The organism is Porphyromonas sp. KLE 1280 (genome assembly GCF_000700805.1).
Classification (GTDB): Bacteria; Bacteroidota; Bacteroidia; order Bacteroidales; family Porphyromonadaceae; genus Porphyromonas; species Porphyromonas pasteri.
In genome coordinates this window covers 90664-116994 of record NZ_KL362963.1, presented here as the reverse complement: position 1 = coordinate 116994, position 26331 = coordinate 90664, and the positions used below count along the sequence as shown (strand labels likewise).

Sequence of the window (26331 nt, the reverse complement as noted above, 5' to 3'; positions counted from 1 at the left end):
AGCGATCAGCTCTTAGCGGCGAAGGAGCTCTGCAGCTTCGCGGGCGAAGTAGGTGAGGATGAGGTCGGCACCAGCGCGCTTGATCGAGAGCAGGCTCTCCATCATGATGCGCTCGCGGTCGATCCAGCCATTGAGACCAGCGGCCTGGATCATGGCATATTCGCCACTGACCTGATAGGCAGCCAAGGGTAGGTCGTAGCGGTCGCGTGCCCAGCGGATGACGTCGAGGTAGGGCAGGGCGGGCTTGACCATGACGATGTCAGCACCTTCGGCGATATCGCCTTCGATCTCACGCATGGCCTCACGGATGTTCGCTGGATCCATCTGGTAGCTACGGCGGTCACCGAAGCTGGGGGCGGAGTCGGCAGCATCACGGAAGGGACCGTAGAAGGCGGAGCTGAACTTCGCAGCGTACGACATGATGGGGAGTTGCTCGTAGCCAGCTTCGTCGAGAGCCTGACGCATGGCGGCGATACGGCCGTCCATCATATCGGAGGGCGCGACGATGTCGGCACCAGCCTCGGCGAAGGAGACAGCCTGACGGCAGAGATAGGGGAGCGTGGCATCATTGTCCACGGTGTAGTGGTCGTGGAGGATACCGCAGTGGCCGTGGTCGGTGTACTCGCACATACAGATATCTGCGATGACGATGAGGTCGGGCAGAGCGGCCTTGAGGGCGCGGATACCCTGCTGTACGATGCCGTTGTGTGAATAGGCTTCGCTACCGGTGTGGTCCTTGTGCTCGGGGATACCGAAGAGCATCACCGAGAGTACGCCTACACTGTAGAGGCCTTCGCACTCCTTGACGAGCTCATCGACCGAGAGGCGGTACTGCCCAGGCATGGTCTTGATCTCCTCGCGGATGCCACTGCCGTGGACGACGAAGAGGGGAGCGATGAAGTCAGCAGGCTCGAGAGCGGTCTCACGAACGAGCGCACGGAGGTTGGGGGTCATGCGTAGGCGACGCAGACGACTGATTGGATACATAGGGCTTATGGTTGATTAGGAATACTATCTGTGGTGTGTGCTGCCGTGCCATCCACGAAGTAGGGGCTGAGGCGGATGCTATCCTCGCGGGAGAAAGGCCCCGTAGAGCGCAGGACTGCCCAGCTAAGATGCTTGCCGTGGCGTAGGATGAGCTTGCGCAGGGTGGCACTCTGCTCTCGGGAGAGGTAGGGATGCCAGGGGAGGGAGTCGGCACGGAGCTGGGGGAGGGCGAAGCGCTTCGGCGGTGTCTTGATGACGAACCACGGACGCAGGGCGAGGAACTTATCCTCATCCATACCGTAGACCTCCTGTAGCTGTAAGACGGTGTAGTAGCCACCGAGTCGCTCACGTAGAGCGAGGATGCGATGGGCGTAGGCAGGGCCGATGCCTGGGATACGCAGGAGCGTCAGCGAGTCGATGCGGTTGAGGTCAAGGCTGACGTAGTGGGCGAACTTCTCCCCTCGTGCTGTAGCTCCTGCTGGCGGGCCTACATAGTGCGGGTCACGTATGAGGCTATCGTGGTGGGGCTGCTGCCCTTCGGGTGTGCTGCTCTGGAGCTTGCTCCCCGCTTCGGTCGCCTGCATAGGCTGTGGGGCGGGCGAGCTGTGCGGGGCGAAGGCATAGAGTGCCAGCCCCGAGAGGGTGATGAGCGAGAGGATGAGTAAGAATAGGCGCTCACTGCGGCTCGTGGTGGTCTTCCTCTGACGCATCGCTGGGGTGGCTTAGCCGACGTGCTCCTCGGTGGGGGCTTCGGTGCGGGTGTGTATGGCCTCGATACGGCCGTCACGCAGCACGATCATACGGTCGGCTTGGGCGGCAAAGTCGGGGTCGTGGGTGACGATGACGAAGGTCTGGCCGAGTTCGTCGCGCAGATCGAAGAAGAGCTGGTGAAGGCTCTGCTTATTCGCCGTGTCAAGGCTCCCCGATGGTTCGTCGGCGAAGATGACCGCAGGCGAATTGATGAGGGCGCGGGCTACGGCGACACGCTGGCTCTCACCACCCGATAGCTCGGCAGGCTTGTGCGAGGCACGCTCCGCAAGGCCGAGACGCTCGAGGAGGCCGAGGGCACGCTCACGTACCTTCGAGCGGGACTCTCCTGCGATGAGGGCAGGGAGCATAACGTTCTCTAGTGCGGTGAACTCCGGCAGGAGCTGGTGCGCCTGGAAGATGAAGCCTATCTGGCGGTTGCGGAGCTCGGCTTGACGGCGGGCGCTGAGGCGGGTGACTTCCTCCCCGCAGATCTTCAGCGAAGCACCTTCGGCAGGGGCTTCGAGTGTGCCGAGGATCTGGAGTAGGGTCGTCTTCCCTGCACCGCTGGCTCCGACGATGGAGATGATCTCTCGGGGCGCAACGGTGAGGTCGATACCCTTGAGGACCTCGAGAGAGCCGAAGCTCTTATGGATATGGGTAGCCTCGATGATCATAGGCTGGTAGGCTCAGTGGTGGGGTGATGCTGGATATGCTGGATGACGTAGGCCGCCAGATGACAGCCGAAGAGCGCGGGCATATAGGAGACGGTGCCAGCGGTAGAGCGCTTACACTGCTCGCCCTCGATCTCCTTGACGGCATCGGAGTTCGGTAGCTCCGTGGAGAAGACCACGGGTAGTCCCTTGCGGATGCCGAACTTACGCAGGCGCTTGCGCAGGGCACGTGCCAGCGTACAGTTGTAGCTCTTATTCAGGTCGGCCTGGTGGATCTGCGTCGGGTCGCTCTTGGCACCTGCACCCATGGAGCTGATGATCGGCAGGCCGCGCTCTATGGACTTGGCGATGAGGTGCACCTTCGGGCTCAGCGAGTCGATGGCGTCGATGACGTAGTCGTAGCGGTGACGGTCGAGGAGCTCGATCATATTCTCATCCTTGAGGAAGGCCTCGATGACCTCGAGCTGGATGCGGGGATTAATGGCGCGAAGGCGTGCGGCGAGGACGCTGGCTTTCGCCTCGCCGATGGTCTCGGTGGTGGCTACGAGCTGGCGGTTGATGTTCGAGGGCTGCACGATGTCGGCGTCGACGATAGTCATACGGCCGATACCTGCACGGGCGATAAGTTCGGCTGCGAAGCCACCGACACCGCCGAGACCGACGATGAGGACGTGACACTGGGCGAGCTCGCTCACGCGATCGTCACCGAAGAGGAGGCGGGTACGCTCGGTCCACGCCTCGGGAGAAGTCTGTTGCTGGGGCTGGTTCATTGGATGCCTCGGTCGTTGAGGGCTTGCTGGTAGCGCTTAGCATTCAGCATGTGTACGGCGAAGGAGGAGGCGAAGTTGTGGTAGCCTGAGAAGTCCTCCTTAGCACACATATAGAGGTAGTCGTGGCTCTCGGCAGCGAGGACGCTGTCGATGGTGCTCGTGCGGGGCTGGATGATAGGCGTCGGGGGCAGGCCCGTGACCTTGTAGGTATTGTAGGGGGAGTTCACCATGAGGTGCTCGCCACGGATGCGCTTGAGGTCGAAGTTGCCGAGGGCATACTTGACCGTGGGATCAGACTGTAGGCGCATCTCCTTGCGCAGACGGTTGAGATAGAGCCCAGCGATACGGCGGTACTCATCGCGCTTGCCTGATTCGCTCTCGACGATAGAGGCGAGTGTCGTCACCTCAAGGGGATTGAGCCCGAGGCGCTCAGCCTCTTCGGTGCGCTTACCCTTCCAGAAGAGCTGGTAGTGGGCTTGGAGGCTGTCGAGGACTTCGCGCCCTGAGGCAGCCCAGCGCAGGGTGTGGGGCTCACGGATGACCTCGGAGTAGAAGGCACCTGGCTTCGTGCCATACTGCGCCATGAGGGCGGAGTCAGCGAGGAGCGTGCGGAGCGTGTCGGCCTTCACCCAGAGGTGCTGGGCGAGGAAGTCCACGAGCTCAGAGTCCTTGCGTACGGAGGGAGGCGTGAGCTTCAGCGGGCTGTCCTTCCCCTCCTTGAGGAGGGTGATGAGCTCCTGCATCGTCGTGGAGCGGAGGACGGCATAGCGACCTGGGCGCAGCGCGTCGCCCGTCTCGCTAAGCCCCTGCACTGCCGCAAGGCGATCAAAGACACGGGGGAAGCGCAGCCAGAGCTTCTTCTGCATCTGCTCACGTAGCTCGGCATAGTTGCTCCCTGGGGCTACGAGGAGGTAGGTCGTGTCGGTGACGGGGCGACCTGCAGGTGTGGTATAGAGATAGCCACCAGCGAGGGCTGCTGCGCCTACGATGATGAGGATCAGGATGACGAAGATGCGCGTACCTCGGCCACGACTGCGGTGGGGCGAGGAGAAGGAGCGTCGGCCATTGAGCCGCTGGTAATGGGCTACTGAATGCTTACTCATACGGAGTGGGATGTCGGATTAGCGGAAGATATCGGCGGGCTCAGCGAGGCGCTTCAGCTCGGTACCGCGGATAGCATAGAAGGAAGGGAGGCTCTGGGCATTGTAGTCCTGAGCTGCGGTATGGTTGAGGTCTTGGACGCAGATCCAGGGCAGAGCGCGTGAAGCATTCTTCCACAGATAGGCGTCTTGGTCTTCGGAGACTTCGAAGATGATGAGGTCAGGGTGGGCGGACAGCAGGGCGCGCAGCTCGGCGACGAGGGCGGGCGACCAGTCGCCAGCGTAGGCGGTGAAGCAGACGAGGACGGGGTGACCCTTAGCGACCTCAGCAGTGAGGGAGCGCATCTGCCCCTTCTGGTCGCGCAGGTGGATCTCGGGGAAGGCGACGACCTCCACGGGGGCTGCCGTCATCGTCGTGTCGGGATGGGCCTCACGCTGACGAGCACGTGCCATAGCGATGGAGCGCAGAGCTGCCTGCTTCAGGAGCGGCGTGTAGGGGGCATTGGGGTGGAAGGCATCGTAGGCCGTGGCGACAGCGGCGAAGGCACGGTCATCGCCAGGATGGTCGATGGAGAAGTACGTCCCACCGAGGTAGCTCTGGAAGAGGGCGTAGTAGGCGGCAGCGCCCTTGGGGTCGCTGAAGATGTACTTGCTCGTGAGGGTGTTCTTCAGCTGCGTGGAGAGCGAGTCGATACGTGCCAGAGCTACGCCACGCTCGAGGGTGCCATTATTGAGCTGTGTGAGGATCGCCTCGATAGCCTTGTCGGTGGCAGTGCGTAGCTGACCGATCTCACGGATCTGCTTATTGGCCTCGTCGCCCGACTCGATCTTGTAGGTCGAGAAGAGATCCTTGCCCGAAGCCGAGAGGGTGAGGTGCGTGACGGAGTCGGCTGCGAAGGGGATGAAGCTCTCCCCGAGACGCAGGCGGTAGAAGGCGGGATAGCTATGTGCCTCGCGACGGAAGCGGAAGCGACCCTTCTCGTCGAGGGTCACGGAGTCGATAAGCTGAGGTTCGTCGGTGTCGGTCGTCTCGAGGTAGAGCGTCTTGCCTGCGGCATCGGTGATGGTGCCTTCGGCGGTGAACTCATTGCCTCCGCTCTTGGAGCAGGAGCCGAGAGCGAGGGAGCCGAGGAGGAGAAGGAGGGAGAGGCGGAGCTTCGTCTTATTCATTGTCTGCCGTGTGAGGTATGTGATAGATGGGGCTATTAGGGTGCGGGGGCGTCCCAGTGCTCGCCGGTGGCGAGGAGCATCTCCTCAGCGCGGGCGACCTCGGCGAAGAGCTCTTCGCGTGTGGCAGCCTTGAGCATAGCGATGCGTACGGGGCGGAAGTTATCGATACCCTTGAAGATCGGGCTGGCGGCTATATGGCGGCGGCTGTGGAGGATGCCACGGCGCTCGTCGAGCTTGCGGATGTTGTTGTCGACGAGCTGACGGAGTACGTCGACGTAGAAGGCCTTCGGGTGGCAGGGAGCAGGCTTGCCCGTCTTGAGGTAGTGCTTCATCTCCTCGAAGATCCAGGGCTGGCCGATGGTGGCACGTCCGACCATCACGGCATCGACGCCGTAGGTGTCGAAGGCACGCTTTGCCTCTTCGCCCGTGGTGATGTCACCATTGCCGATGATAGGGATGTGCATACGGGGATTCTCCTTCACCTTGCCGATGAGCGTCCAGTCGGCAGAGCCGGTGTACATCTGGGCGCGGGTACGGCCGTGGATGGTGAGGGCTTGGATGCCCACGTCCTGGAGGGCTTCGGCGAGCTCGACGATGATCTTACTATCGTTGTCCCAGCCGAGGCGGGTCTTTACGGTGACGGGGATCTTCACGGCCTTGACGATCTCGCTGACGATGCGGAGCATGACGTCGGGGCAGCGAAGCATACCGCTACCTGCGCCCTTGCCAGCGACACGCTTGACGGGGCAGCCGAAGTTCAGGTCCAGCACCTCGGGGCCGGCGGCCTCGGCGATGCGGGCGGCCTCGACCATAGGCTCGACCTCGCGGCCGTAGATCTGGATGGCTACGGGGCGCTCTTCGGCGCTGATCTCGAGCTTGCGCGTCGTGCCAGCGACCTGACGGATGAGGGCGTCAGCACTGAGGAACTCGGTGTAGACCATGTCTGCACCGAAGCGGCGACAGAGGAGACGGAAGGCGGCATCCGTCACATCCTCCATGGGGGCCAGTAGTAGGGGGCGCTCCCCGAGATCAACCGTACCTATTTTCATTCGCTTATGTGGGCTATGTATTGGGAGGCCGTCGTGAGGGCCTCGTGGATATTAGGGCAGATGTAGGTGTCGCCGATGAGGTCGGCGATGCCTGTGGCACGCAGGGTCTCATGGACGCTGGGGCGCACGCCCGAGAGGACAAGCTGGATGCCCTCAGCCTGCGAGGTCTCGATGAGAATGCGGAGGTTGCGCACGGCCGTAGAGTCCATGAAGGGCACCTGACGCATACGCAGGATGCGCACCTTCGGGCGCGCTTTGGTGGCGAGGACGATCTCCTCGAAGCGGTTGGCGATACCGAAGAAGAAGGGGCCTTCGATCTCGTAGACCTCGACACCCTTCGGCAGGTCAAGGGCTTCCTCACGACCTGCGAGCTGGCCGTCATCCTCGGAGCTGTGCACGTGGAGCTTGTCGCGGGAGACGACGATGCGCGTGGACTCGATGATACGGCGCATAAAGAGGAGCATGGAGAGTAGGAGACCCAGCTCAATAGCTATGGTGAGGTCGAAGAGTACCGTGAGGAAGAAGGTGACGGCGAGCACCGCGATATCGCTCTTCGGGCCACGCAGCGAAGCGCGTACCGAGCGCCATCCGCTCATATTGTATGAGATGACGACGAGCACCCCCGAGAGGCAGGCCATAGGGATGTAGGCCATCAGGGGCATGAGGAAGAGGAAGATCAGGAGGAGGACCAGAGCGTGGGTGATGCCTGCGATGGGCGTGCGGGCGCCGTTGTTGATGTTGGTCATCGTGCGGGCGATAGCTCCCGTGACGGGGATCCCACCGAAGAAGGGCACGATGATGTTCGCTACACCCTGCGCCATTAGCTCGGTATTCGAGCGGTGGCGCTCACCGATGACCCCGTCAGCGACGCTGGCTGAGAGGAGGGACTCGATAGCGCCAAGGAGGGCGATGGTGAAGGCGGGGCCGATGAGGTGCTGCATCGTCGCCCAGCTCAGCTCGGGCACGACGAGGTCGGGGATCCTCGAGGAGATCGTGTAGCGGTCGCCGATGGTGTCGAGGCCCGTGACGCCAGCATACTCCTTCAGGAGGTAGCAGACGATGGTCATCACGATGATGGCGACGAGGGAGCCAGGGACGACCTTCGTCAGCCGTGGGGTGAGCTGGATGAGGAGGATGCTCCCCAGACCGATGGCGAGCGTAGGTAGGTGGACGGAGCCGAGTGAGGAGAGGAGGACGCCCCACTTCGGTACAAACTCCTTCGGTAGACCCGTCAGCCCGAGACCGAGGAGGTCATTGACCTGCGTGGTGAAGATGGTCACAGCGATACCCGCCGTGAAGCCTAAGATAATCGGATAGGGGATGAACTTGATGAGCGATCCGAGCTTCAGCGCGCCCATCAGCAGGAGGAGGATACCCGCCATCAGCGTGGCGATGAGTAGCCCGCCCTGACCGTACTCGCCGATGATGCCGAGGACGATGATGATGAAGGCGCCCGTAGGCCCCCCGATCTGTACGGAGCTGCCCCCGAGAGCCGAGACGATGAGCCCCCCGAGGACGGCGGTGACGAGCCCCACTTCGGGCGATACCCCGCTGGCGATAGCGAAGGCGATGGCCATAGGTAGGGCGACGATCCCCACGATGAGCCCCGCTAAAAGGTCACGCGTGAGGCCCTGCCGCGTGTAGCCCTTGAGGCTATCGATGAGCATGGGGCGGAAGTTCAAGCGCTGCATGTCGAGTAAAAAGTAGGTTTTCTTCCTATACGATTAAATAGCTGTTAGATTACAAAGATAAGGAAAAGCCCCCGTGCCTCTGGGGGCGCTGACCTTGTCGCACGTAGGCTCTGAGGGCAGAGCCTATGCACAATACCGCCAAGGTCGCATAGCTCTACCCTCAGATATACTACGAAATAAACCACGCTATTCACCCCAATGGAGGGGAGCTAAAGGCACGGGCTAGGTGTTGTACATCCTTGAGGTGTGAAAACTAAAATCGCGTGTTATCGTACCCTCTTGGAGTGTTCTTCTATGGAACTTAATAGTCCTTGTGCCTCGGGATGCTCAGGGTATTTGCTTAGGATTTCCTTTGCTTCTTTAAGATTCTCCAATGGCCTACCCAGCATGATACCCCCTGTTACAAGCGTTTTTGCGTAGTTGATTTCGTCGGCTTTGGAATGGAGATTAGCTAGTTCTTGATAGATGGTGTACGCCTCTTGATAAGCCCACTCTGCTTCCTCTTTCTTCCCCAGTTGTAGATAAAGGATGGTGATGTTATTTAGGGTCATAGCTAGATCGGGCTTGTATGCCTCAGGATTGAGCTCCGCCAACTCTCGACGTATTTGCAGTGCTTCTTCGTAGTAAGATTGAGCTTGCTCCAGCACGTTGGTGGCACGGAGTAAATTACCTAAGTTGTTTAGGGTACCAGCTAGACTAGACTTGTATGCCTCAGGATAGAGTTTCGCCAACTCTCGACGTATTTGCAGTGCTTCTTCGTAGTAAGATTGAGCTTGCTCCAGCACGTTGGTGGCACGGAGTAAATTACCTAAGTTGTTTAGGGTTCTAGCCAGATCGGGCTTGTATGCCTCAGGATTGAGTTTCGCCAACTCTCGATATATCAGCAGTGCCTCTTTGTAGTAAGATTGAGCTTGCTCCACCTCGTTAGTGGCATAGAGTAAGTTTCCCAAGTTGTTTAGGGTGCCTGCTAGATCAGGCTTGTATGTCTCAGGATTGAGCTCAGCCAACTCTCGATGTATTTGCAGTGCTTCTTCGTAGTAAGATTGAGCTTGCTCCAGCACGTTGGTATGGGCTAGTAGATTACCCAAGTTGTTTAGGATGCTAGCTAGATCAGGTTTGTATACCTCAGGATTGAACTCAGTCAGCTCTCGACGTATCCTTAGTGCCTCTTCGTAGTAAGATTGAGCTTCCTTCAGCTCTTTAGTGGCACAGAGTAAGTTTCCCAAGTTGTTTAGGGTGCCAGCTAGATCGGGCTTGTATGCCTCAGGATTGAGTTTCGCCAACTCTCGATGTATCAGCAGTGCCTCTTCATAGTAAGATTGAGCTTGCCTCAGCTCGTTGGTGGTACGGAGTAAATTACCTAAGTTGTTTAGGGTACCAGCTAGACTAGACTTGTATGCCTCAGGATTGAGCTCTGCAAACTCTCGACGTATCTTTAGTGCCTCTTCGTAGTAAGATTGAGCTTGCTCCAGCTCGTTGGTGGCATGGAGTAAGTTCCCCAAATTGTTTAGGGTGTCAGCTAGATTGGGCTTGTATGCCTCAGGATTTTTCTTTGATAGCACTCGGAGTTCCTGTAGTGTTTTATCATATTGACTTCTAGCTCTATCAAAGTCATTGAGACTTTGGAGTAGGTACGCATAGTTAAAGTGATGCTCAACAGTTGGGGCTAGCTTGATCAGCTTCTCGTAGAATGTGCGAGCCTCTCCAAAAGAGAACTGAATTTGAGCTGCCTCAATCAGCTCTTCGAGGGCTTTGACCTCGTTCTGTCGCTCTTGCTCCTTGAGCTTCTCGTAGATAGCGGTGAGGCTCTGCTCGCTCTCCCCCGTTAGTACCTTCTTGATCTCCTCCAGGGTTTCGGCAAGGTAACTGTCTCCCGCCTTCCTTAGTCGCTTTGCTTCTTCGGTAATCTTGCCGGTGCGCTCAAAGAGGAATCGCACGAACTCAGCGATCAAGCATTTCGCTCCTTCAGAGTGTATGCGTCCATTGGTAAGCATCTCCTCGAGCGTCGACTCTGTATGCTCTAGCCCCTGCTCTAGCGGAAGTTCTTTGAGGAGTGCTCGGACGTATTGTGGAGCCATATTGAGCTCCTCCATTCGACCCTTGAGGTCCAGAATAGACTTTTGAGTCTTGCGGTGTTCTTGCAGATTCAGCTCCTCGCTTTTTGCTTGCTCGTCTGCTCTGAGTGTCATCAGGTAGTTGTGTGCTGCAGGCTGCCCGCTCAGTCTTTTCTTAAAGCAGTCAATGAACTTTTGGGTACCCGTATCAAGCGCTTCGTAGCTATTTGGATTTCGGATATATTCCTTTGCAACCTTCCACAAATGAAGGAGCTCCGTGTAGGTGGGGTCATGCTCAGACCAATCGCTAAGTGCCAAATTAAAGGCTTCATCCATGTCTCTATTGACGGCCGGGATGTAAAGCTTGATGAAGTAGAGCCAAGCACTCTTAACGACTTTGGTAGCACATCTTATTATTAGAGTAAAGACATCCATAGAGTAATTAGTTTTAGAAGGATTAGATGACTCAAAGGTAATAAGTTTTCCCTTGGATTTTAGGGGAGAAAAGGGCGCGACGAGTAGCTGGATAATTTCATCCGAGTGCGGGGAAGAGTCGCGGACGAGTAGTGGAAAAGCTTTGTCCACGTGCGTGGCTCTAAAATCTACGTACGTGGGTCATAGAGATTACGTGCCGAGTCCTTAGGACTACGTACGTGGACAGAGAAAATGGCGTAGAGGAAGGGGCTTTCTTTTCGTGGAGGAGGACGCTTTTCCTCCCGCTGGATGAGAAAAATCCCCGCGATAGACGAGGGGCTCGGACTATGGCGGGGAAGAGCGATGCTGCGCTGGGGCGGGCAGGTGTGTCGTGGCTTAGCTCGGTGTCGCGCCTTCGCCTGCCTGGAGCTTCTTGCGGTACTCGGTGGGCGTGAGGCCCGTCTGCTGCTTGACGAACTTGCCGAAGCAGGCGAGGCTCGAGAAGCCCTGCTGGAAGGCGATCTCCTTGGCGGTCTTCGTCGAGTAGCGTAGCTCCTGCGTGATGGCGCGCATCATGTACTGATGGATGAAGTGGATGGGCGTCTCTCCCGTCTGCTCCTTGATGATGCGTGAGAGGTGCTTCGGCGTGAGGTTCATCAGAGTAGCGACCTCCGAGACGGAGCGTATGCGCCCGCGTCGCATGGCCAGCAGGTCGAAGAAGAGACGTGCCTGCTGGCTGGCACGGGTCAGGTCTTGCGGGGTGGCTTGGCGGATCTCTTCGCTGACCTCACGGATGAAGGAGTAGAGGAGCGCCTGGATATGGATGTGTAGGAGTTCGTCACGGAAGAGGGGATTGGGCGAGTGACAGAGCTTGTAGATCTGCTGGTGATAGATCTTGGTTAGGCTCAGCGCTTCCTCGCTGAGGGTGTAGATGGGCGACCTGCGCACATAGTCCGCGATGCTCCATACCACGGTATTCAGCGCTTCGGTCGCCTCGATGAGCTCCCATGAGAGTCCCATGAGGACCAGATCGGCATCGCTCGAGGCGAGGCATTCCTCGATGAGAGAGCCCTCTTGGTAGCTAAGCCTCTGCCCCTGCTCCAGGCGATACTGCAGGCCGTCGACCGTGATCAGTGCTGTCCCTTGGCGGCAGTAGATCGCCATGCCGAAGCGCATGCGTGCGCCTATCATACGCTCGGGGAGCGTGTGCAGGCTATTGGCAAAGAGGAGCTTGTCATGGCAGTAGTCTATGCCAGGATCTCCCTTGAAGTCATTGGTCGTCCACTCGTGCGGCTGCATCTTGTCTCGGTAAAGTGTCGGGGCTGTATTTGTGGGTGTAAAGGTAGGGGATATATGTGATACCTCACCGTTGTCTAAATGTCGCATGGGGCGGGTAAAGCTCATCCTTTCTTCGCATCGAGGGGAAGGGTGGGGGAGAAAAAGCAACTATTTGCCCCTCCGTGCAAAGGTGTAGCGCTCCTTCCCCGCGCGAGTGCGCACGCATACAGCTTGCATATATGGGCGAAAATGACGAAAATTGTAGTCTAAAAGCAGGCTATGCGAGGTAGGGTGAAGAGGTCCTTTGCCCTACCTCCCATTGCACCCCATAGCAAGACAAATAAGATGATAGAAGAGAAGTTCCAGGCCGTCGTCCTGGGCGCTGGCGAAAGTGGTGTCGGCGCAGCCCTATTATACCAGAGTCGTGGTATATCCGTCATGGTCTCGGACTACGGGCATATTGCCCCGAAGTACAAGCAGGAGCTCGAAGCCAATGGCATCCCTTACGAAGAGGGTAGCCACACCACCGAGCTCATCCTGCGTGCCGAGGAGATCGTCAAGAGCCCTGGTATCCCCGAGAAGGCACCTATCATGGTGGCTATCCGTGAGCGTGGCATCCCCGTCATCTCCGAGATCGAGCTGGCAGGTCGCTACCTCAAGGGTAAGGTCATCGGTATCACGGGGAGCAATGGGAAGACCACGACGACGATGTGGCTGCACCACATCCTCACCGAGGCGGGTATGAAGCCCGCACTGGCTGGGAACGTCGGCTTCAGCCTCGCCCGTCAGGTGATCCCCGACGAGCAGCCCGACTACTTCGTCGTCGAGCTGAGTAGCTTCCAGCTGGATGATATGTACAAGTTCCGCGTGCATATCGCCCTCCTGATGAACATCACACCCGACCACCTCGACCGCTATCACTACAACTTCGAGGAGTATGCTATGGCGAAGATGCGCATCCTGCAGAACCAGACCGCAGAGGATGCCTTCATCTATTGGGGTGAAGATGAGTTCGTCTCTCGCTATGTCATGAGCCACCAGCCCATGCCGATGCAGACGCTCTCCTTCCTGACCTATCCGCAGGTAGGCTCCGCCGCCGACAAGTCGGACGACAATATGATGCGCCTGCACTTCGACGGGAAGAGCTTTGAGTTCCCCATCGATCAGCTCGCACTCCAGGGGCCGCACAACCTGCAGAATGCTATGGCCGCCTCGATCGCAGCCCTGCGTCTCGGCGTCTCGCATGACGTCCTGAGACGTGCGCTCAGCGACTTCGTGAACGTCCCCCACCGCCTCGAGAAGGTCGGGGTACTCGATGGCGTGCGCTATATCAACGACTCCAAGGCCACCAACGTCAGCTCCACCTACTACGCACTCCGCACGATGACCACGCCCTACGTGCTCATCCTCGGCGGCGAAGACAAGGGGAATGACTACATGGATATCACCGAGCTCATCACCTCTGGGGCGCGTGGGCTCGTCTTCCTCACGACCGACGTGCTGAAGCTCTACAAGAGCTTCCACGGCAAGGTGCCTCAGATCGCCTCAGCACTCTCCATGGAGGAGGCTATCGCCCACGCTCGTGAGATGGCTCAGCCAGGCGACACCGTCCTACTCTCTCCTGCCTGTGCGAGCTTCGACCTCTTCACCAGCTACATCCATCGAGGTGACCGCTTCCGCGAAGTGGTACAGGGCCTGATCCAAGCTGAGGAGAAGCATGCCTAACGATCAGACGACCTCCCTCCAGCCGAAGGACTCGTGGCTGCGCCGCATCTTCGCGGGCAACGGCCTCATGTGGGCACTCTACTTCGTGCTCGTCTTGGTCTCGCTCTACACCGTATCGAGCGCGCTGAGCTCGGAGATCTATAAGAGCCTCTCCGTCGGGCGACTGAATCCCATCCTCAAGCATGCGCTCATGCTCGCTATCGGTATCTGCTCGGCTATCTTGCTGAGCCGATGCTCAGGGCGCTTCTATCGCTATACCCTGCCACCGCTCTCGGCGCTCCTCATGGTGGGGCTCTTCTTCGCGCAGCTCCTCTTAGGGCAGAGCACCAATGGGGCAGAGCGCTGGATCGACTTGGGCTTCATCACCATCCAGCCCGCCGAATTCCTGCGTGTCTATATCGTCATCTGGGGCGCGTATGTAGCGGGTAAGGATGTCGTGGAAGACCCAAGGAAGGAGCCTCGCTATTGGGCATACTGGGGATGGATCTTCATCCTCTCGATCATGGTGCTCTTGAGCAACCTGTCGACCTTCCTCATCATCTTCTCGTTCCTCTACCTCTACTCGTGGGTGCTCAAGGCGCCTAAGCGCTTCATGTACCGCATCACGGCTATCGGTGCCATAGCGGTGGTCTTGGGTGGCGCCTACCTCTACTTGGCGCCCGAGAGCATGCTGCCTGGTCGTGCCGTCACGTGGCACAACCGTCTGCATGGCGCCGTCAAGGAGCGCGAAGACCGCTTCGCTATCACCGACGAGAACCGTCAGGAGCAGATGGGCCGCATGGCTATCGCCAACTCCAAGCTCGTCGGTCGTGGCCCTGGGAATAGCAAGCTGCGTGACTCCCTCTCGCAGGCCTACTCCGACTACCTCTACGCCATCATCATCGAGGAGTACGGCATCCTCGGTCTGCTCTTCATCCCATCGCTCTATCTGGTGTGGATGCTCATCGGCTATCGTGAGGCACGCAAGCAAACGAACGTCTTCCGTAGCAACCTCATCAAGGGCTTTGGCATCCTATATCCGCTGCAGGCGCTGGTGAATATGATCGTCGCCTCGGGGATCATCACCACAGGGCAGACGCTCCCGCTCATCAGCTACGGGGGGTCGTCGATCCTGGCGACAAGCATGGCCTTCGGCATTATGATCGGCGCCTCACGTGTCGATAAGCCCAAGCGTGAGCCCCACACGGAGGAGGCAGAGTTCACTGAGGTCACCGCGACCGAGGAGGTCGTGGAAGAGCCTCTTCTCGATACCGACACACAAGACTACGTATAGAAATATGATCCAGCGAGCTATCATCAGCGGCGGTGGCACAGGGGGGCATATCTTCCCTGCCGTATCCATCGCCGAAGCCCTTCGCCGGCGCTACCCCGAGATCGATATCCTCTTCATCGGTGCCGAAGGGCGCATGGAGATGGAGCGTGTGCCCCAGGCGGGCTTCCCCATCCGCGGTCTGAAGATCCGCGGCCTTGACCGCAAGCGCCTCTGGCGCAATGTGGGAGTCGTGCGAGACTTCCTGCGTGCGCTCATCACGGCGCGCGATATCATCCGTGACTTCCGCCCCGAGATCGTCATCGGCGTCGGGGGCTATGCCAGCGCACCTACGCTGAAGGCTGCACAGAGCCTCGGCATCCCCACGCTCATCCAGGAGCAGAACTCTTATGCTGGCGTGACGAATAAGTTCCTCGCTCGTCGTGCCGACCGCATCTGCGTAGCGTACCCCGAGATGGAGCGCTTCTTCCCGAAGGAGAAGATCGTGCTGACGGGCAATCCCCTGCGTCCTGCTATCGAGTATATGCAGGACGGGCTACGCGAAGAAGCGCTGCGTCACTTCGGCTTGCCTGCTGATACGAAGCGCGTCGTCGTCGTCATCGGCGGGAGTCTCGGCGCTCTGAGTATCAACGAGAGTATCGGTTCGCGCCTCGCTGAGTGGGCTCAGTCGGGTGTCGCCCTCATCTGGCAGACGGGTAAGGGCTTCGAAGCCAAGGCGCAGGAGCTGCTCAAGGCGTATGACTTCCCCGTCTACTCGTCGGCCTTCATCCAGCGTATGGATCTGGCTTATGCTGTGGCAGACGTCGTGGTATCGCGTGCTGGTGCCAGCTCGATCTCCGAGCTGTGCTTCCTCGGCAAGCCTACCATCCTCGTCCCTTCGCCCAACGTCGCCGAAGACCACCAGACGAAGAACGCGCTGGCGCTCTCGACACGCTCGGCAGCGCTCCTCATCCCCGACGACAAGGCACGCGAAGAGCTGACGCCTCGTGCCATCGCCCTCGTGCAGGACGCTGCGCAGTGCGCTTCGCTCTCCGAAGAGATCCGCAAGCTCGCCCTCACGGAGGCTGCTGACCGCATCGTCGACGAGGCCGAGCGCCTCGTGGCCTTCGCCCCCAAGCGATAGACCTCGTACTATAATAACATATAAAAGAGCAGCGGCTGCGACCTCTGAGAGGTCGCAGCCGCTGCTGTATTTGTGAGCCTTATAGCTCGGGGACTTCAATTAGAGCTTGAAGGTAACACCGAGGTTCAGGTTGTAGAAGCCGTAGCCGAGTTCAGCGAAGGCACCGATCTTCTCCGTGAAGAAGTAGCGAGCACCGAGGAAGAGGCTCCAGTCAATGTGGCTGCTCTTGATGTAGTTTGAGAAGGCATCGTAGCTTGAAGAAACGATGTCATAGGAGAGCATCAGACCTGCATAGGTGTCGAGCTTGGGAGCGAACTGATAGTGGAAAGCACCACGAGCACCGAGGGCAGCGTAAGAAACGGTGACCTTGTCAGCCGTCCAGCCACTGAAGCTACTTGCAGCATAACCTACGAAGCCCCCGACAGAGATCGAACCGTTGTTGCCGTTGATGAGGTTGTCAGCGACACCGTAGTCAAGGCTAACTGAGAGGGGAGGGATAGAGAGGCTTGAGTAGTAAGAGCCGAGGCCGATACCAGCGTTGATAGCCGTGGTACCCTTGTGGAATACTTCCTGAGCGTTAGCGATGCTGATGCTACCTACGATAGCGAGGACAGCAAGAAATACTTTCTTGAACATTAGTTTATAGGGATAAATGATTTGTGAAATCGCGAGAGGAACTCTGGTGAATCCAAAGGCTCTGCGACGCAAAGATAGTAGTAAACCTTTAGAGAGCCAACTACACTCGATTAGGATTGAGTGCGTTGCGCGTCTCTAAAGGTTGGGGCGGTTACTTCGCTTCGCTCTTGGGGAGGAAGCGACTGAGGAGTATGTAGCCCACGACACCAGAGATGATCGTGCCGGCGAAGATACCGAGCTTAGCTTCGTTGAGGAGCTGTGCCATCTCGGGGCCGTCGTAGGCGAGGTTCGCGATGAAGAGCGATACCGTGAAGCCAATACCTCCGAGGACGGCGAGGCTGATGAGGCGGGGGAGGTTCATGCCTTCGGGCCAAGCACAGAGCTTCACACGGATAGCCACGTAGGTGAAGAGGCTGATGCCGACGGTCTTCCCGAGGAAGAGGCCGAGGAAGATAGCCAGAGGCAGGCCTAAGAGCATATCGGCGGAGACGTCCCCAAAGGAGACTCCGGCATTGACGAAGGCGAAGAGGGGGAGGATGAAGTAGTCCACCAGAGGCTTGAGTGCGTGCTCGAGGGTCTGGACAGGGCTGATAGCCTGCCCTGCGGTGCTCTTGATCTCGGCGATGCGCTCGAGCTGGTCGTGCGAGAGGATGACTACACGCTCAGCCTCACGGGCTTCGGTAGAGAGGTCGCTGGTCTGCTCGTAGAGCTTGCGTGAGAGCTCGCGGATGTGGACCTTCGAGCCTGCGGGGATGCAGAGGGCTACGAGTACGCCAGCGATCGTGGGATGGATACCCGACTGCAGGAAGAGTGCCCAGACGGCGATACCTGCGATGATATAGGGCTCAAGAGCGGTGACGCGCAGGCGGCCGAGGAGGAGGAGAAGGGCGACGAGCGCGAGACCAATACCGAGTGGTAGGAGCGATACGCCCTTGCTATAGAAGAGGGCGATGACGATGATCCCGCCGATGTCGTCTGCTACGGCCAGCGTGGCGAGGAAGACGTACAGGCTCTTCGGTACACGGCCGCCGAGGGAGCCGAGGACGGCCAGAGCGAAGGCGATATCCGTCGCCATGGGGATAGCGGCACCGAGGCTCTCAGGGTGATTGGGGGTCACACCGAGGAAGAAGAGGACGGGGAAGAGCATACCCCCGAGGGCAGCGATGACGGGGAGGATGGCTTTCTTGGGCGAAGAGAGTTCGCCGACGAGGAGCTCTTGCTTGATCTCCAGCCCGACGAGGAAGAAGAAGATCGCCATCAGGGCATCGTTGACGACCTGACTGATGGTCATCGTGTGGCCCATGTGGCGGAAGAGCTCAATGCCGCCGATGATGACCTGGACGGGGTAGTGGAGGAAGCGCTCGTAGCTGGCGCTCCAGGGGGAGTTCGCGATGGCTACGGCGATGATGGTCGCCAGGAAGAGCAACATCGAGGGGTTGGGGCGCAAGGCCGAGAGACGCTGTCGTAGAGAGGGCCTTTGAGCGGGAGTCGTACTCATCTTTGTTTTAGAGGTTTGTAATGAAGGTATTGCATCGTGCGTACGTCCGTGTTTGAGGACGATTCAATGCGAGGAAGAGCATGGCGAGGGGTGTGCCTGCTATGTCCCTGACCTATATCGCAAAGTTAGCGCATTTACAGTAAACAGCCGTGATAAGACGCGGAAAGATGGTGCTTCGTCTCTCATGGAAAAGCCCGCGAAGCGAGCGTAGAGTGTGAGCACCTATAGGATAACGTGAGAGGGGCACGGGTTGTTTTACCACTATGAATAGCATGCGCGCGCATCGTACGCACGCGAGGGAAATACTCCCTCTGTAAGTGCTCGCAGTATAGGACTGTGCAGAGGGCTAATGCCGACCAGTACTGGTTGCTTTTCCCCCTTCGCAAAGGTTGTTGCTCCGCATAGGGATAAAAGTTGCGGACGAGTGGCAGATAAGTTTGGACTACGTACGTGGCTCTAATATCTACGTACGTGGATCTTTGGGTTTGCGTGCCTGGTCTTTAAGACTACGTGCGTAGATAGAAGAAAACCACTACGTGAAAGTGCTTTTTCCTTCACGAGAAGGACTCTTTTTCCTCCGCTGGATAAGAGGAATACTCGCGATAAGGCGAAGGGCTTGCCTGATCACTTCGGAGAGGCATATCGGGGAGCTGGGCGTGCGATGCCTTAGTGCGCTAAATAGAGGATGGGACTCGCGGCAACAGACGCTTGTAGAGGCTCCGCGGGAGCGTGTGTGCTGCTATTGTGGTGAGGGATATGGGAAGGGATTCGCCGTAGGTGGGAGTGTGGGGTTTAGGAAGGGGAGGTATGCACACCTCTATAATTGTGTGGTCGGGGCGATTTCGAGGGTTGATTTTTAGGAATATGGGAGATGGGGAGTTTCGTGAATCTGTGTTTTAAGATTCGCTCTTTACTGAAAAGTGTGTCAAGTTGCCTGTGGAATACTAAAAGTTTTAGTCAAACGTCCATATGTTTGACTGATTTTTGCATATTTAATGATAATGTATTACTTTTATAGTTGCTTCGGAGCGTATCCATTTCCCTATACTAATGCTAATTCACATATACAGAGGTCCCCCTTAGGGATCCCCGTATCGTGTATTATCATGGCGGATACCCCGAACCCACCCGTGCTCAGGCAGAGCGCCAGCGTGGTGGGTATGAGCGAAAGACAACGAGTAGAATAACAATACGATCGAGGTCGCATGAGATTAGTTACAATGTTACTTGCGGGAGGGTGGTTCCTAAGCTCCATCGTCACCGCCCAGGCCGCTTCTCCCAGCCTGGCCACATCATCGGGAGGCTATGCTACACAGCAGAACCCAACATCTTCGCTGAACGTCTTCAGCGGTACCGTATATGATGAGAATGGCGACCCTATGCCACTCGTCACCGTCCAGATCTTGGGTCAGACTGGTGGCTTCATCACGGATAGCAAGGGGCACTTCGAGTTCAAGACGAAGAATGCCACCGAGCGTGTCCGCGTCACCTTCATGGGCTACAAGGCTAAGGCCGTCACCCTGCGTGGTGGTACGCCTCTGCGTATCGACCTCGAGCCAGACAACCAGACGATCGAATCGGTAGTCGTCACGGGCTTCACAAAGAAGGATAAGAAGAGCTACACGGGGGCGCAGACGACTATCAAGTCAGAGCAGCTCCTCTCGGTGGGTACGAAGAACCTCCTGCAGGGCCTTGAGGCTTTCGTCCCTGGTCTGCAGGTCGTCCAGCAGAATAACCTCGGATCGGACCCCAACGCACGCCCTGAGCTGAACCTTCGTGGTCGTGCTACCTTCTCAGGTGCAGCTAACCTCCCGCTCTTCGTCGTCGACGGGGCGATCGTGGATGTCGAGTACATCTATGATATGGATATGAACACCATCGAGAGCGTCACCGTCCTCAAGGATGCGTCGGCCTCAGCGCTCTATGGTGCTAAGGCTGCTGCTGGGGTCATCGTCATCACGACGAAGCCTATCAGCGAGGGAGCTATCCGTGTGAACTATAGCGGTACGCTGCGTCTCTCGATGCCTGACCTCAGCGACTACCACCTCCTCACGCCCCAGCAGAAGCTCCAGTATGAGGACTTGGCAGGGCTCTATAAGGCTGGTGGTGCGGCGATGGCGACCTCCTTTGACACCCAGAACTCCTTAGATTTGATCCGTGACCGCGTCGTGCGTATGATCCAGAGTGGTACGAATACCGACTGGCTCGCTAAGCCCCTGCGCACCGGTGTCTCACACTCCCACACGGTCAGTGCCGACGGGGGGGACAAGTACGTGCGCTACGGCCTCTCGCTCCGCTATGGCAATGAGACGGGGGTCATGATGCAGTCCGCGCGTGAGCGTCTCTCGGGGACCTTCAAGCTCTCCTACAACCGACAGGGTAAGTTCTTTGCCTCAAATACGCTGACGGTGAACCGCTCTACGTCACAGGATCCCAGCTACGGCTCCTTCTCGAACTTCTCGAAGCAGAATCCCTATCAGTCGCCCTATGATGCGAATGGTGAGCTGCTCGCAAAGCTCGAGCATAATCTGGATAATCCGCTTTACGAAGCCTCTCTCGGTAGCTTCAACCGCGCTGGGAGCATGGACTTCCTGAATACGACGACGGCGCAGTACTGGATCGATCGCAACCTCCGTATCGATGGGGACTTCTCCTTCACCACGCGCAATAACTACTCGCGTAGCTTCAAGTCGCCCCTCTCCTATACGTTCCGTAATGAGAGCGACCTGACGAAGAAGGGCTCGATGACCGAGAACCTCGGTCGTGGTCTGAGCTTCCTCGGTAAGCTGATGGTGTCCTACAACCGTACCTTCTTCGAGAAGCTCTACGTCACGTCGATGGCGGGCTCGAGCCTCGAGTCTACGACGGCGGACAACAGTAGCTATACCAGCCTCGGCTTCTACTCTGACGTCCTTGGGCACCCCAACTTCGCCCTCGGCTATGGGGGTAGCGCCCGTCCCTCGGGTAGTGAGTCGCTGGCTACGGCTGCCGGCTTCTTCTTCAACGGGAACGCCATCTACGACAACCGCTATTCGGTGGACGTCGTCTACCGCTACGAAGGCTCCTCGAAGTTCGGTAAGAACCAGCGCTTCGCTCCCTTCTGGTCACTCGGTACGGCTTGGAATATCCACAACGAGAAGTTCTTCGAGGGCAATAAGAATATCCAGCTGCTCAAGCTCCGTGCGAGTATCGGGTATCTGGGGAATATCTCCTTCGACCCCTATCAGGCCCTCACGACCTATACCTATAATAATCGTATCAACTATATCGTAGGTGCTGGCTCTGTGCCCCTGGCTATCGGGAACCCCGAGCTGAAGTGGGAGCGTACGCTCAGCAAGAACGTCGGTCTTGACCTGACGCTCTTCAAGAATCGCTGGGACCTCACCTTCGATGCCTACCAGAAGACGACGGACAACCTCCTGCTCGACGTCTCTCTCGCTCCCTCGATCGGTGCTGTCACCGCTCGTCAGAATGTAGGGGAGGTCGAGAACAATGGTATCGAGTTCCAGACGCGTGTCGTCCCCATCCAGACGAAGGACCTACAGTGGTCGCTCTCGCTGAACTACTCCTACAACCGAAATAAGGTCAAGAAGGTGAGTGATGCTCTCAAGGCGCTCAACCAGAAGAACCTCGGTGTCGACTCCCTCAACCGCGGTACGACGCCCCTGCCTCTCTACGAGGAAGGTGAGTCCCTCACGGCTCTCAAGGTCGTCCCCTCGGCTGGTATCGACCCCGCTACAGGTAAGGAGATCTTCATCAAGCGTGATGGTAGCTACACCTTCACCTATGACCCCAATGACCGTCGCGTCTTCGGCGATACGTCACCTTGGGCCTATGGCTCGCTCACCTCGTACCTGATGTACAAGGGCTTCTCGCTGAATGCGAACTTCGGCTACTCGCTCGGCGCTACCGTCTACAACGCTACGCTGGCCTCTCGTGTAGAGGGTACGACGCCCAAGCAGAATGCTGACCGTCGCGTCCTCGAGAGCCGCTGGAAGCAGGCTGGTGACGTCACCCGCTATCGTGACATTGCCTCTACGGAGAGCCCCTATCAGACGAGCCGCTTCATCCAGAAGGAATACTACTTCACGCTGCGTAGTCTCTCTCTGGCCTATGAGACCGAGGCTACTTGGGTCAAGAAGCTCCACATGCGCCGTGCACGCGTTGAGCTCCTCGCCAACGACCTCTTCTACCTCTCCACGGTCAAGCGCGAGCGTGGTCTGGACTATCCCTTTGCTCGCAGCGTAGAGATGTCTCTGCGTCTCTCCTTCTAACCCTAAATGAGAAGTGTGTTTATGAAGAAGACAGCTTTATATATAGCCTTCGGAGCGCTGAGCCTTGCGGCTCTGCCTTCGTGCAATAAGTTCCTCGATGTCCAGCCTAAGGGTACCCTCCTGCAGGAAGTCCAGTTCTCTTCGCTCCAGGGGTACTACGATGCCTTCTATGGTGTCTACGGGACGATGGCTAAGTCGGACCTCTACGGACAGCGCATGACGAACGGCTTCGTCGACGAGCTCGCTCAGATGTTTGGCTCTACGGGTGCGACCTCGACCTCAGTGAAGACCCGCGCTTACAACTACACGGACGTGTCCGTACAGGCCGAGATCTACAGCCTGTGGCTCGGGCAGTACCAGGTCATCTCCTACGTCAATAATATCCTGGCGAACCTCCAGTCGCCCTCCTTCAGCAGTAGCCACCTCTCCCAGCTCAAGGGCGAGGCCCTCGGTCTGCGTGCCTTCCTGCACTTCGACCTCGTGCGTCTCTTCGCCGAGGACTACCAGAGAGGCAAGGACTCGCGCGGTATCCCTTACTCGTATGACTTCAACCTCAAGAACCGTACGGTCTACACCGTCGCAGGGACCTATGAGAATATCCTCAAGGACCTCGACGAAGCTGAGCGCCTCCTCTCCGATATCGATGAGACGGTGAGCCTCGATGGTACGCAGTCTACGGACTTCTGGTCACGCCGTGCCATCCACTTTAATAAGTATGCGGTCTACGCTACCAAGGCGCGTGTCTATCAGGCGATGGGGAACTCGGCAAAGGCTGCTGAGTACGCTAAGAAGGTCACCGATCATACGGCGAGCTTTAAGCTTGCAGGTCGTAACTCCTTCGAGTCTGTACGTCGCTTCCCTGCCACGGGCGAGCTGATCTTCGGGCTCTATGCGAATAGCTTCCTCGATGACTTCGCTACTCGCTTCCTGAAGAATGTCGCTGGTACCGACGAAGGTGTCCAGGCACACAGCAGAAGCGTCCTCGATCAGCTCTATGCTGTCACGGGGGCGGCCGCGGGTGCTATCGACAATCGTCAGGCAGCCTTCTACCGCAATGTAGATACCTACCAGCAGTTCATCCGCTTTGCGTCCAGCTCGGAGGAAGCCACAGCTGCAACCACTGCGCAGCGTGGGCTGACCCTGATCCGTCTGCCAGAGATGTACTACATCCAGGCAGAAGCCCTCTACTCCTCCGATCCTACCGCAGCGCTTGCCGCTCTGAACAAGGTGCGCGAGAGCCGTGGTCTGAACGCCCTCACCTCGAGCGACCTGCCTACGCAGGTGGACTTCAAGGCAGAGCTTGTCAAGGAGTATATGCGTGAGATGCCAGGTGAAGGCCAGATCTTCCCTGCGCTGAAGCACTTCAACTCCTCCTTCCTTGATCTCCTCGGGAGCAGTACGATCCAGCCGAGCTCCAGCATCTTTGTCCTGCCCTGGCCTCAGGATGAGCTCACTTACGGTAACAAGTAAAAGCCCACGACAATGAACAGAAGATATTCACTGGCCTCGCTTGCCCTGGCCGCTCTCGGTCTCCTCAGCGCTTGCTCCAAGTCGGACATCTACGACGGAGAGTACAGCAAGGATGGCTACTACAATGAGTCACGTGTGATCTACTTCCCTAACTCGGGGGCAGATACCATCGTCGTACAGAACCTCGCCCTCCTCGAGGACAACAATGGGAAGATCCCCTTGACCTTCGATGTGAACCTCCTCGGTAAGCTCTCCTCGTCGCCTCTGAGCTATAAGGTGGAGCTTGATAAGTCTCGCTCTACCGCTACGTCGGGCGAGCAGTTTGATGCGCTCCAGGATACCTATACGATCCCCGCAGACTCCATCAAGGGCTCCTTCACCCTGCAGCTCAATCGCTCGAAGATCTCGACCGTGCAGCAGGAGAACGGGAAGTACATCGTCACCCGTGACGGTGTCCGCACCCTCCTTGATGCCCTCTCGGATATGGAGCCTGGTGACGTCCCCCTCCTAAAGTACGACACGATCACGCTGCATCTGTCTCCTACGGCAGACCTGCGTACAGCGGTCAATAAACGCAATACAGTCGTCCTCTGTGTGACGAACCAGCTCGAGATCCCCTTCTGGTGGGCCTTCCTCCAGGATGTCTATCTCGGGAAGTATAGTGAGGGGAAGTACCGTATGCTCATCAATGCCTACGGCCTCCCCAAGAATGGGGAAGACCCCGTGCAGCAGGCGCTATACAAGACTGATGCTAATGTCCAATATCCCCTCCTGCTCCGCCTCGAGAAGTATATGGATGAGCATGGTGAAGAGAAGCCAGCAATTCTGGTGCGTCTCTTAGCTCAGTATCGCTAACCTCACAGAGTACGAATGAAGATGAATAAGATCTATAAGTCACTGGGCCTTCTCCTGGCTCTCTCACTCTTCTCCTCCTGCTACAAGGACCACTCGGTCAATGGCGATCACCCTCTGGCTGTCGTCAAGGTAACAGAGCCCATCGCCTCGGTGCAGACGGCTACCTTCGGTGAGGTCACCGTGATCAAGTCGCCTGCATATACCATCACGACGGGCGCATCCGTGACGCCCTCCTACGAGTGGATCGTCGATGGTGTGGTCGTCTCCACAGAGAAGGACCTCTCCTATAGCCCTACGAGCTATGGTAAGCATGATGCTCGTCTGCGTATGTACACGCCTGACGGCTCCTACTTCTACCGCTTCACTATCGACGTGCCCTACCGCTATGTCGACGGGCTGTACATCCTGGCGAGCAACGAAGGGAAGACCATCCTCTCCTACCTGCCTGGCGGGGAGAAGACGGATGCCTTTGACCTCGACGCCTTTGGGCGAAGCAATCCCACCATCGATATGACGGGGGATCCCCAGTCGATGGTCTTCTACCGCTATGTGCCAGGTGCAGGTGCATCTCGTAGCTATCTCGGTATCGCCCTCGGTCTCCCCACACGCTACTATCGTGTGTCGGCTGACTCGCTGAAGGTCCTCACACCTCGTATCTCCTTCACGAACCCCGTAGATTTCAGCCACGCCAGTGGCAATCAGGCTACGGTCAGGGAGTACTTCATCTCGGGAGCTAACGTCTGGGAGATGGAGAAGTCGGCTACTTTCCCAGCTAAGAAGCACGATCGTTACCTCTCGCGTGTCGCCTCGGGCTACTCGCTCGCCTCGGCTATCGTGAATTGGCGTGCCTTGACGGGTACACGTATCAGTGAGGGCATGGCCTTCTTCGACAATGCGGGAAGCAACCTGCTGTATATGACCCTTGGCTCAAGCGTCTCAGTGAAGAAGGTGCGTACCTTTACGGCGAGTGCCTTCCCTGGTGGGGCTCCTGAGGAGACGAACCCCTTCGAGGGCATGACGCTCATCGATATGAAGAGCGCTGGTGAAGGGAACTATACTTATAACTACACCCTGCTGCTGCTCAAGCGCAACTCGGATAGCAAGTACTTCGTCGCTCGCCTCACGGCTGGGGACTTCACTCAGTCGCAGAATGTCGATGGTGCTACGGTCTCCATTGTCGAGTTCACCGAAGGCACGCCTACGCACCTGATGCCTAACCTCGGTGGTACGGCTGCGCTCGTAGCGACTGCGGACAAGGTGTACTTCTACAATATGGCGAACACTACGGCGACGACCCACCCAGCTTGGATCTCGCTCCCCGCAGGGCAGACGATTGCTTCGATGGCTCTGACGTCGGACAACCGCCTCTTCATCGGGGCTAACGGTACAGGCACAGGCTTGGTTGGCTCGATCTACAGCTACAATGTAGCGGGCATTACCCCCGTCCTCCTCAAGTCTGAGGAAGGTATCACGGGTAAGATCAAGCAGATCGTCTACCGTCAGTTCAACAACTAACATCATGCCTCCTCCCCGCACCATACCCCGC

Annotated in this window: 19 protein-coding genes; 7 read left to right on the top strand and 12 right to left on the bottom strand. The window is 57.9% G+C overall.

Annotation, left to right across the window (positions count from 1 at the left end; translation table 11 throughout):
- Window positions 1–12: 12 nt before the first annotated feature.
- The 10 genes from hemB to HMPREF1121_RS04085 form a co-directional block, all read right to left on the bottom strand.
- On the bottom strand, window positions 13–987 hold the full coding sequence (gene hemB / locus HMPREF1121_RS04130; protein WP_044114881.1) for a porphobilinogen synthase: 975 nt from the start codon (window positions 985–987) through the stop codon (window positions 13–15).
- Window positions 988–992: 5 nt separating this feature from the next.
- Window positions 993–1697, bottom strand: coding sequence for a ComEA family DNA-binding protein (locus tag HMPREF1121_RS04125; RefSeq protein ID WP_044114879.1), 705 nt, complete (start codon window positions 1695–1697; stop codon window positions 993–995).
- 12 nt (window positions 1698–1709) lie between these two features.
- Window positions 1710–2411 carry an ABC transporter ATP-binding protein gene (locus HMPREF1121_RS04120; RefSeq protein ID WP_198019158.1) on the bottom strand — a complete coding sequence of 234 codons (702 nt, stop codon included), beginning with the start codon at window positions 2409–2411 and terminating at the stop codon, window positions 1710–1712.
- Window positions 2408–3178: a tRNA threonylcarbamoyladenosine dehydratase gene (locus HMPREF1121_RS04115; RefSeq protein ID WP_044114878.1), complete on the bottom strand. Its 771-nt coding sequence runs from the start codon at window positions 3176–3178 to the stop codon at window positions 2408–2410. The genes HMPREF1121_RS04120 and HMPREF1121_RS04115 overlap by 4 nt, the downstream gene beginning before the upstream one ends.
- Window positions 3175–4281: an endolytic transglycosylase MltG gene (gene mltG, locus HMPREF1121_RS04110; protein WP_044114877.1), complete on the bottom strand. Its 1107-nt coding sequence runs from the start codon at window positions 4279–4281 to the stop codon at window positions 3175–3177. Before mltG ends, HMPREF1121_RS04115 begins: the two co-directional genes overlap by 4 nt.
- A gap of 18 nt (window positions 4282–4299) precedes the next feature.
- On the bottom strand, window positions 4300–5448 hold the full coding sequence (locus HMPREF1121_RS04105) for a DUF4369 domain-containing protein (RefSeq protein WP_044114876.1): 1149 nt from the start codon (window positions 5446–5448) through the stop codon (window positions 4300–4302).
- A 35-nt stretch (window positions 5449–5483) separates the two neighbouring features.
- The gene (dusB, locus tag HMPREF1121_RS04100) at window positions 5484–6497 is read right to left on the bottom strand and encodes a tRNA dihydrouridine synthase DusB (protein ID WP_044114875.1); all 1014 of its coding nucleotides are present in this window, start codon (window positions 6495–6497) and stop codon (window positions 5484–5486) included.
- Window positions 6494–8188, bottom strand: coding sequence for a SulP family inorganic anion transporter (locus tag HMPREF1121_RS04095; protein ID WP_044114874.1), 1695 nt, complete (start codon window positions 8186–8188; stop codon window positions 6494–6496). The genes dusB and HMPREF1121_RS04095 overlap by 4 nt, the downstream gene beginning before the upstream one ends.
- A gap of 266 nt (window positions 8189–8454) precedes the next feature.
- Window positions 8455–10578, bottom strand: a complete 2124-nt coding sequence (locus HMPREF1121_RS04090) for a tetratricopeptide repeat protein (protein ID WP_198019157.1) — start codon at window positions 10576–10578, stop codon at window positions 8455–8457.
- Window positions 10579–11052: 474 nt separating this feature from the next.
- Window positions 11053–11955, bottom strand: coding sequence for a helix-turn-helix domain-containing protein (locus HMPREF1121_RS04085; RefSeq protein WP_044114873.1), 903 nt, complete (start codon window positions 11953–11955; stop codon window positions 11053–11055).
- A gap of 324 nt (window positions 11956–12279) precedes the next feature.
- On the opposite strand from HMPREF1121_RS04085, the gene murD reads away from it, so the two are divergent.
- The 3 genes from murD to murG are packed head-to-tail and all read left to right on the top strand — an operon-like array spanning window position 12280 to window position 16052.
- The gene (gene murD / locus HMPREF1121_RS04080; protein WP_044114872.1) at window positions 12280–13659 is read left to right on the top strand and encodes a UDP-N-acetylmuramoyl-L-alanine--D-glutamate ligase; all 1380 of its coding nucleotides are present in this window, start codon (window positions 12280–12282) and stop codon (window positions 13657–13659) included.
- On the top strand, window positions 13652–14932 hold the full coding sequence (locus HMPREF1121_RS04075) for an FtsW/RodA/SpoVE family cell cycle protein (RefSeq protein WP_009432844.1): 1281 nt from the start codon (window positions 13652–13654) through the stop codon (window positions 14930–14932). The genes murD and HMPREF1121_RS04075 overlap by 8 nt, the downstream gene beginning before the upstream one ends.
- Window positions 14933–14936: 4 nt before the next feature.
- Window positions 14937–16052, top strand: coding sequence for an undecaprenyldiphospho-muramoylpentapeptide beta-N-acetylglucosaminyltransferase (gene murG, locus HMPREF1121_RS04070; protein ID WP_009432851.1), 1116 nt, complete (start codon window positions 14937–14939; stop codon window positions 16050–16052).
- A gap of 99 nt (window positions 16053–16151) precedes the next feature.
- Here the strand turns inward: murG and HMPREF1121_RS04065 are convergent, their stop codons facing one another.
- A complete protein-coding gene (locus tag HMPREF1121_RS04065; protein WP_044114869.1) occupies window positions 16152–16688 on the bottom strand; it encodes a hypothetical protein in 537 nt (178 codons plus the stop codon).
- A gap of 151 nt (window positions 16689–16839) precedes the next feature.
- Window positions 16840–18186 (bottom strand): Na+/H+ antiporter NhaA, encoded by a 1347-nt coding sequence (gene nhaA, locus HMPREF1121_RS04060; RefSeq protein ID WP_044114868.1) that lies wholly within the window; start codon window positions 18184–18186, stop codon window positions 16840–16842.
- A gap of 1220 nt (window positions 18187–19406) precedes the next feature.
- On the opposite strand from nhaA, the gene HMPREF1121_RS04055 reads away from it, so the two are divergent.
- The 4 genes from HMPREF1121_RS04055 to HMPREF1121_RS04040 are packed head-to-tail and all read left to right on the top strand — an operon-like array spanning window position 19407 to window position 26300.
- Window positions 19407–22460, top strand: a complete 3054-nt coding sequence (locus HMPREF1121_RS04055; RefSeq protein ID WP_044114866.1) for a SusC/RagA family TonB-linked outer membrane protein — start codon at window positions 19407–19409, stop codon at window positions 22458–22460.
- 21 nt (window positions 22461–22481) lie between these two features.
- A complete protein-coding gene (locus HMPREF1121_RS04050) occupies window positions 22482–23930 on the top strand; it encodes a RagB/SusD family nutrient uptake outer membrane protein (protein ID WP_044114865.1) in 1449 nt (482 codons plus the stop codon).
- 12 nt (window positions 23931–23942) lie between these two features.
- On the top strand, window positions 23943–24785 hold the full coding sequence (locus HMPREF1121_RS04045; protein WP_044114864.1) for a DUF4843 domain-containing protein: 843 nt from the start codon (window positions 23943–23945) through the stop codon (window positions 24783–24785).
- Between the two features lie 21 nt (window positions 24786–24806).
- Window positions 24807–26300: a hypothetical protein gene (locus HMPREF1121_RS04040; protein WP_156946046.1), complete on the top strand. Its 1494-nt coding sequence runs from the start codon at window positions 24807–24809 to the stop codon at window positions 26298–26300.
- Window positions 26301–26331: the final 31 nt, after the last annotated feature.

Excerpts from the sequence above, each read along its gene's own strand:
- nhaA (WP_044114868.1), bottom strand. The coding sequence starts at position 18,186 with ATGAGTACGACTCCCGCTCAAAGGCCCTCTCTACGACAGCGTCTCTCG.
- mltG (WP_044114877.1), bottom strand. The coding sequence starts at position 4,281 with ATGAGTAAGCATTCAGTAGCCCATTACCAGCGGCTCAATGGCCGACGC.
- HMPREF1121_RS04075 (WP_009432844.1), top strand. The coding sequence starts at position 13,652 with ATGCCTAACGATCAGACGACCTCCCTCCAGCCGAAGGACTCGTGGCTG.
- HMPREF1121_RS04065 (WP_044114869.1), bottom strand. The coding sequence starts at position 16,688 with ATGTTCAAGAAAGTATTTCTTGCTGTCCTCGCTATCGTAGGTAGCATC.
- hemB (WP_044114881.1), bottom strand. The coding sequence starts at position 987 with ATGTATCCAATCAGTCGTCTGCGTCGCCTACGCATGACCCCCAACCTC.
- HMPREF1121_RS04105 (WP_044114876.1), bottom strand. The coding sequence starts at position 5,448 with ATGAATAAGACGAAGCTCCGCCTCTCCCTCCTTCTCCTCCTCGGCTCC.
- HMPREF1121_RS04095 (WP_044114874.1), bottom strand. The coding sequence starts at position 8,188 with ATGCAGCGCTTGAACTTCCGCCCCATGCTCATCGATAGCCTCAAGGGC.
- HMPREF1121_RS04090 (WP_198019157.1), bottom strand. The coding sequence starts at position 10,578 with ATGGATGAAGCCTTTAATTTGGCACTTAGCGATTGGTCTGAGCATGAC.
- HMPREF1121_RS04050 (WP_044114865.1), top strand. The coding sequence starts at position 22,482 with ATGAAGAAGACAGCTTTATATATAGCCTTCGGAGCGCTGAGCCTTGCG.
- HMPREF1121_RS04115 (WP_044114878.1), bottom strand. The coding sequence starts at position 3,178 with ATGAACCAGCCCCAGCAACAGACTTCTCCCGAGGCGTGGACCGAGCGT.
- murG (WP_009432851.1), top strand. The coding sequence starts at position 14,937 with ATGATCCAGCGAGCTATCATCAGCGGCGGTGGCACAGGGGGGCATATC.
- HMPREF1121_RS04085 (WP_044114873.1), bottom strand. The coding sequence starts at position 11,955 with ATGCAGCCGCACGAGTGGACGACCAATGACTTCAAGGGAGATCCTGGC.
- dusB (WP_044114875.1), bottom strand. The coding sequence starts at position 6,497 with ATGAAAATAGGTACGGTTGATCTCGGGGAGCGCCCCCTACTACTGGCC.
- murD (WP_044114872.1), top strand. The coding sequence starts at position 12,280 with ATGATAGAAGAGAAGTTCCAGGCCGTCGTCCTGGGCGCTGGCGAAAGT.
- HMPREF1121_RS04125 (WP_044114879.1), bottom strand. The coding sequence starts at position 1,697 with ATGCGTCAGAGGAAGACCACCACGAGCCGCAGTGAGCGCCTATTCTTA.
- HMPREF1121_RS04045 (WP_044114864.1), top strand. The coding sequence starts at position 23,943 with ATGAACAGAAGATATTCACTGGCCTCGCTTGCCCTGGCCGCTCTCGGT.
- HMPREF1121_RS04055 (WP_044114866.1), top strand. The coding sequence starts at position 19,407 with ATGTTACTTGCGGGAGGGTGGTTCCTAAGCTCCATCGTCACCGCCCAG.
- HMPREF1121_RS04120 (WP_198019158.1), bottom strand. The coding sequence starts at position 2,411 with ATGATCATCGAGGCTACCCATATCCATAAGAGCTTCGGCTCTCTCGAG.
- HMPREF1121_RS04040 (WP_156946046.1), top strand. The coding sequence starts at position 24,807 with ATGAATAAGATCTATAAGTCACTGGGCCTTCTCCTGGCTCTCTCACTC.